This window comes from Aeromonas sp. Y318-1, from assembly GCF_027706125.1.
GTDB lineage: Bacteria > Pseudomonadota > Gammaproteobacteria > Enterobacterales > Aeromonadaceae > Aeromonas > Aeromonas hydrophila.
Window position 1 is genome coordinate 1 of sequence record NZ_JAPDCM010000033.1, and the last position, 6,132, is coordinate 6,132.

The 6,132-nt window shown below is 60.1% G+C and carries 6 protein-coding genes; 3 read left to right on the forward strand and 3 right to left on the reverse strand.

What is annotated here, in order from left to right; all coding sequences use genetic code 11:
* Nucleotides 1-144 precede the first annotated feature (144 nt).
* From OKB87_RS23300 to mphR(A), 3 genes are read left to right on the forward strand one after another with little or no spacing between them, the layout of a single operon-like run.
* Nucleotides 145-1,050, forward strand: coding sequence for an Mph(A) family macrolide 2'-phosphotransferase (locus OKB87_RS23300; protein ID WP_000219391.1), 906 nt, complete (start codon nt 145-147; stop codon nt 1,048-1,050).
* The gene (gene mrx(A), locus OKB87_RS23305; protein ID WP_000004159.1) at nt 1,047-2,285 is read left to right on the forward strand and encodes a macrolide resistance MFS transporter Mrx(A); all 1,239 of its coding nucleotides are present in this window, start codon (nt 1,047-1,049) and stop codon (nt 2,283-2,285) included. Before OKB87_RS23300 ends, mrx(A) begins: the two co-directional genes overlap by 4 nt.
* Nucleotides 2,285-2,869 carry a macrolide-binding transcriptional repressor MphR(A) gene (gene mphR(A), locus OKB87_RS23310; protein ID WP_001137892.1) on the forward strand — a complete coding sequence of 195 codons (585 nt, stop codon included), beginning with the start codon at nt 2,285-2,287 and terminating at the stop codon, nt 2,867-2,869. The genes mrx(A) and mphR(A) overlap by 1 nt, the downstream gene beginning before the upstream one ends.
* A 492-nt stretch (nt 2,870-3,361) precedes the next feature.
* On the opposite strand, the gene OKB87_RS23315 is transcribed toward mphR(A), so the two are convergent.
* From OKB87_RS23315 to chrA, 3 genes are all read right to left on the reverse strand, one after another.
* Entirely contained in the window at nt 3,362-4,126 is a 765-nt protein-coding gene (locus tag OKB87_RS23315; RefSeq protein ID WP_001389365.1) for an IS6-like element IS6100 family transposase, read from the reverse strand.
* Nucleotides 4,127-4,352: 226 nt separating this feature from the next.
* Complete coding sequence (locus OKB87_RS23325) at nt 4,353-4,658, reverse strand: PadR family transcriptional regulator (RefSeq protein ID WP_000130000.1); 306 nt, start codon at nt 4,656-4,658, stop codon at nt 4,353-4,355.
* Between the two features lie 10 nt (nt 4,659-4,668).
* Nucleotides 4,669-5,874: a chromate efflux transporter gene (chrA, locus tag OKB87_RS23330; RefSeq protein WP_000184001.1), complete on the reverse strand. Its 1,206-nt coding sequence runs from the start codon at nt 5,872-5,874 to the stop codon at nt 4,669-4,671.
* Between the last annotated feature and the right edge of the window lie 258 nt (nt 5,875-6,132).

Below are 6,132 nucleotides of genomic sequence, written 5' to 3' on the forward strand. Positions count from 1 at the left end.
TAAGCAGAGTTTTTGAAATGTAAGGCCTTTGAATAAGACAAAAGGCTGCCTCATCGCTAACTTTGCAACAGTGCCGGATTGAATATAACCGACGTGACTGTTACATTTAGGTGGCTAAACCCGTCAAGCCCTCAGGAGTGAATCATGACCGTAGTCACGACCGCCGATACCTCCCAACTGTACGCACTTGCAGCCCGACATGGGCTCAAGCTCCATGGCCCGCTGACTGTCAATGAGCTTGGGCTCGACTATAGGATCGTGATCGCCACCGTCGACGATGGACGTCGGTGGGTGCTGCGCATCCCGCGCCGAGCCGAGGTAAGCGCGAAGGTCGAACCAGAGGCGCGGGTGCTGGCAATGCTCAAGAATCGCCTGCCGTTCGCGGTGCCGGACTGGCGCGTGGCCAACGCCGAGCTCGTTGCCTATCCCATGCTCGAAGACTCGACTGCGATGGTCATCCAGCCTGGTTCGTCCACGCCCGACTGGGTCGTGCCGCAGGACTCGGAGGTCTTCGCGGAGAGCTTCGCGACCGCGCTCGCCGCCCTGCATGCCGTCCCCATTTCCGCCGCCGTGGATGCGGGGATGCTCATCCGTACACCGACGCAGGCCCGTCAGAAGGTGGCCGACGACGTTGACCGCGTCCGACGCGAGTTCGTGGTGAACGACAAGCGCCTCCACCGGTGGCAGCGCTGGCTCGACGACGATTCGTCGTGGCCAGATTTCTCCGTGGTGGTGCATGGCGATCTCTACGTGGGCCATGTGCTCATCGACAACACGGAGCGCGTCAGCGGGATGATCGACTGGAGCGAGGCCCGCGTTGATGACCCTGCCATCGACATGGCCGCGCACCTTATGGTCTTTGGTGAAGAGGGGCTCGCGAAGCTCCTCCTCACGTATGAAGCGGCCGGTGGCCGGGTGTGGCCGCGGCTCGCCCACCACATCGCGGAGCGCCTTGCGTTCGGGGCGGTCACCTACGCACTCTTCGCCCTCGACTCGGGTAACGAAGAGTACCTCGCTGCGGCGAAGGCGCAGCTCGCCGCAGCGGAATGAGCGAACGTCGATATAGCCCGCTCGCGACGCTGTTCGCGGCGACCTTTCTCTTCCGGATCGGCAACGCGGTGGCGGCCCTCGCGCTTCCATGGTTCGTCCTGTCTCATACAAAGAGCGCGGCCTGGGCGGGCGCCACGGCCGCTAGCAGCGTCATCGCGACCATCATCGGCGCGTGGGTTGGTGGTGGCCTCGTCGATCGGTTCGGGCGCGCGCCCGTCGCATTGATCTCGGGTGTGGTGGGCGGCGTGGCCATGGCGAGCATCCCACTGCTCGATGCCGTTGGCGCCCTCTCGAACACTGGGCTGATCGCTTGCGTGGTGCTCGGTGCCGCGTTCGACGCACCCGGTATGGCCGCGCAGGACAGTGAGCTGCCCAAACTCGGCCACGTCGCCGGGCTCTCCGTTGAGCGCGTCTCGTCACTGAAAGCGGTGATCGGGAACGTCGCGATTCTAGGTGGCCCGGCCCTTGGGGGGGCCGCAATCGGCCTGCTTGGCGCTGCGCCAACGCTCGGGCTGACGGCGTTCTGCTCCGTCCTTGCAGGTCTGCTCGGCGCGTGGGTGCTTCCCGCGCGTGCCGCTCGGACGATGACCACGACGGCGACTCTCTCCATGCGCGCCGGCGTCGCTTTTCTCTGGAGCGAACCCCTGCTGCGCCCTCTCTTTGGTATAGTGATGATCTTCGTGGGCATCGTTGGCGCCAACGGCAGCGTCATCATGCCTGCGCTGTTTGTAGATGCAGGACGCCAAGTAGCAGAGCTCGGGCTGTTCTCCTCAATGATGGGGGCTGGTGGTCTCCTTGGCATTGCCATTCATGCGTCGGTCGGCGCCCGGATATCAGCGCAGAACTGGCTGGCGGTGGCATTTTGTGGCTCTGCGGTGGGCTCGCTTCTGCTTTCACAGTTGCCAGGCGTGCCGGTGCTGATGTTGTTGGGCGCGCTCGTGGGACTGCTGACCGGCTCAGTCTCTCCCATTCTCAACGCTGCCATCTACAACCGCACGCCGCCAGAACTTCTCGGCCGGGTACTCGGCACGGTCTCGGCGGTGATGCTGTCAGCCTCGCCCATGGTTATGCTTGCGGCCGGCGCGTTTGTCGACCTTGCTGGTCCGCTCCCTGGCCTCGTTGTATCGGCCGTGTTTGCGGGGCTCGTGGCTCTACTCTCGCTCCGTCTTCAATTTGCTACAATGGCGGCGGCAGCCACAGCCTCCGCCCCAACCCATACAGAAGGTGAACACTGATGCCCCGCCCCAAGCTCAAGTCCGATGACGAGGTACTCGAGGCCGCCACCGTAGTGCTGAAGCGTTGCGGTCCCATAGAGTTCACGCTCAGCGGAGTAGCAAAGGAGGTGGGGCTCTCCCGCGCAGCGTTAATCCAGCGCTTCACCAACCGCGATACGCTGCTGGTGAGGATGATGGAGCGCGGCGTCGAGCAGGTGCGGCATTACCTGAATGCGATACCGATAGGCGCAGGGCCGCAAGGGCTCTGGGAATTTTTGCAGGTGCTCGTTCGGAGCATGAACACTCGCAACGACTTCTCGGTGAACTATCTCATCTCCTGGTACGAGCTCCAGGTGCCGGAGCTACGCACGCTTGCGATCCAGCGGAACCGCGCGGTGGTGGAGGGGATCCGCAAGCGACTGCCCCCAGGTGCTCCTGCGGCAGCTGAGTTGCTCCTGCACTCGGTCATCGCTGGCGCGACGATGCAGTGGGCCGTCGATCCGGATGGTGAGCTAGCTGATCATGTGCTGGCTCAGATCGCTGCCATCCTGTGTTTAATGTTTCCCGAACACGACGATTTCCAACTCCTCCAGGCACATGCGTAAACGGAGGTGTGCAGAGTCCCTGCGGCAGGCGACGAACACGACCGTCGTCGATTAGTACCGGTACGGTCGGTGGTATCGAAGTCTTGATCACCACTCAGGTCTACGGCTTACAAATGGTGACCATCCCGATACTTGCGTCAGAGCACCGGGCCGATTCTTTGACAGTGAATCACTCCCGTAAGGTTGTGCCGGTGTGGGTGTCCCGGGTCGAGACGATACTCCGCCAATGCGCCCAGCAAACAACCTGGCCATCGCAGGTGGTGGGGAGCGGTGTGGCGGATGAGTTGGACAAGTTGGTGTAGCAGCACGAGCACGGCGAGATAACATCGCAGGAGTTCGACATGCTCAAGAGACAGCTGATTGCGAATCGCGATGCAGATTCATAACCCGATTGCGGGTTGGCTTCACTCCACCATCACCGAGCAGACTAGCACGGCGGGCTCTGTTGCAAAGATTGGCGGCAGTCAGAGGTAGGCTGTCGCTCTGCGCCGATCAGGCGGCTGCTGCGAAATGGTGGTTGAGCATGCCCATGGCCTCCGTCAGCGCCGAGGGCCCAATGCCAAAAGCTCTCTCCACAAGGCGCACCTCGCCCCTGATGCCGGGCTGCAGGCACCAGGGGCGAGCCTGTCCTTTGCGCAGGGCTCGCATGACTTCGAATCCCTTGATCGTGGCATAGGCCGTGGGGATCGATTTGAAACCGCGCACCGGCTTGATCAGTATCTTGAGCTTTCCGTGATCGGCCTCGATCACGTTATTGAGATACTTCACCTGCCGGTGGGCCGTCTCCCGGTCCAGCTTTCCTTCGCGCTTCAATTCGGTGATCGCTGCACCATAGCTCGGCGCTTTGTCGGTATTGAGCGTGGCAGGCTTTTCCCAGTGCTTCAGGCCTCGCAGGGCCTTGCCCAGGAACCGCTTCGCTGCCTTGGCGCTGCGGGTCGGCGACAGGTAGAAATCGATCGTGTCGCCCCGCTTGTCGACTGCCCGGTACAGGTAGGTCCACTTGCCCCGCACCTTGACGTAGGTTTCATCCAGGCGCCAGCTCGGATCAAAGCCACGCCGCCAGAACCAGCGCAGCCGCTTCTCCATCTCCGGGGCGTAGCACTGGACCCAGCGATAGATCGTCGTATGGTCGACCGAAATGCCGCGTTCCGCCAGCATTTCCTCAAGGTCGCGATAGCTGATCGGATAGCGACAATACCAGCGCACCGCCCACAGGATCACATCACCCTGGAAATGGCGCCACTTGAAATCCGTCATCGTTCCGTCCGTCCAATCTCCGCCAAGCATGCTCAAGCTTCACGATTTTTGCAACAGAGCCCACACGAGTATTGAGCATAGTCGAGATTGGTGCAGATCACTTCTGATATTGAACTGTCAGGAGCTGGCTGCACAACAGCCATTACGCCCAATCAACTGGTGCAGTCGTCTTCTGAAAATGACAATCCAGTTAGGGTATAGCTCAACCTGACATAGAAGCAAAAACTCAACCACCTTCTACCAACTCTCCGAACAGCTCCTTGACCTTTGTTTTCGCATCAGCAAGTGCAGTTCTGCCTTGTTCAGTGATGTCATAAACACGCCGTTCACGTCGCCCGGTGCGTTCGTGGCGTGAGGTCAGATAGCCTTTTTTTTCCAGGCCGTGCAGCATCGGGTACACGGTGCCAGCGCTCATCTCGTAGCCGTGTCGGCGTAGCTCTTCGATGATCCCCAGCCCAAAGACAGGTTCCTCGGCTGCATGGTGAAGGATGTGCAGGCGGATCAAACCGCCGTAGAGGTCTTTGTCAGTCATTTTTTGTGCCTCACAGAGCGACGCTCAACAGCCACCCAGCTGCACCGCTACCGAGGACAACCAGCCACGGCGGGAGCTTCCAGAACATAAGTGCGACAAGGGCAACTAATGCCAAGCCGAAGTCTTGCGGCTGAAAGATGGCGCTAGTCCATACAGGCTGATACAGCGCGGCCAGCAGCAAGCCGACTACAGCGGCATTGATCCCGGCCAGCGCAGCTTGGATGCCTGTATTGCGGCGCAAACGCTCCCAAAATGGCATTGATCCGACGACCAGCAAGAACGAGGGCGCGAAGATAGCCAGCAGACACACAATGCCGCCGATCCAGCCCGACGGGGCGGTGTTCATCGAGGCACCAAGAAACGCGGCGAACGTGAACAAAGGGCCGGGCACCGCTTGAGCTGCCCCGTACCCCGCGAGAAAGGATTCATTGTTGACCCAGCCGGAGGGCACCACTTCGGCTTGCAGTAATGGCAGCACAACGTGACCACCGCCGAACACCAGTGATCCGACACGATAGAAGGAATCCACCATTGCCATGGTTTGACTTGGCATCAGTTCGGCCAACACCGGCAGGCCAATCAGCAAGACAAAGAACAGCGAGAGCCAAAGCACGCCGGCCCGGTGACTGACCGTGATAGGTAGGGGGTCATGCTCAACAACTTTCGCTGGCTTGAACAATAACCGGCCTGCGATGCCTGCGATAGCAATCACGCCAACCTGTCCCCACGCGGACGGCACAAGTAAAACGACGCAGGTAGCAATTGCCATGATGGTGACTCGCAGCCCATCCGTGCATAGGTTACGCGCCATGCCCCATACTGCTTGAGCGACCACGGCCACAGCCACCACTTTTAAGCCATGCAACGCGCCCTGCGAGACGTAATCGCCATAGCTGGAGATGCCGAGCGCAAAAAGGATCAAGGCTATGGCAGACGGCAGCGTGAAGCCAGCCCAAGCAGCCAGCGCCCCGCTGTATCCAGCCCGAGACAGTCCTACCGCTATGCCGACCTGGCTGCTTGCAGGCCCTGGCAAGAACTGACAAAGCGCGACCAAGTCAGCATAGCTCCGTTCGGAGAGCCAGCGCCGCCGTGTGACAAATTCGGCGCGGAAGTAGCCCAAGTGCGCAATGGGGCCGCCAAAAGATGTCAATCCAAGCCGCAGAAAAATAAGAAAGACCGACCATGGTCTGCTGTCATCGGTAGGGTTATTCGTCATACTTTCGCCTTCATGATCTGCAACGAGTTGATCAATAATAAGCGAAATTCGATAACGAAATTCGATATAAATCTAGAAAAAAATACCTCTATGTGTACTACGCAGTTTTAGCTGTGGCTTTCACAGGAGCACGCTTACTTACGGCTTAGCGTGCTTTATTTTCCGTTTTCTGAGGCGATCCCTAGGAGCTCGGATCTCAGGACGAAGGTCTCCGCGAATGTCCGGTCGATCCGCGCGACGTCCCAGGCGGGCGTTCCC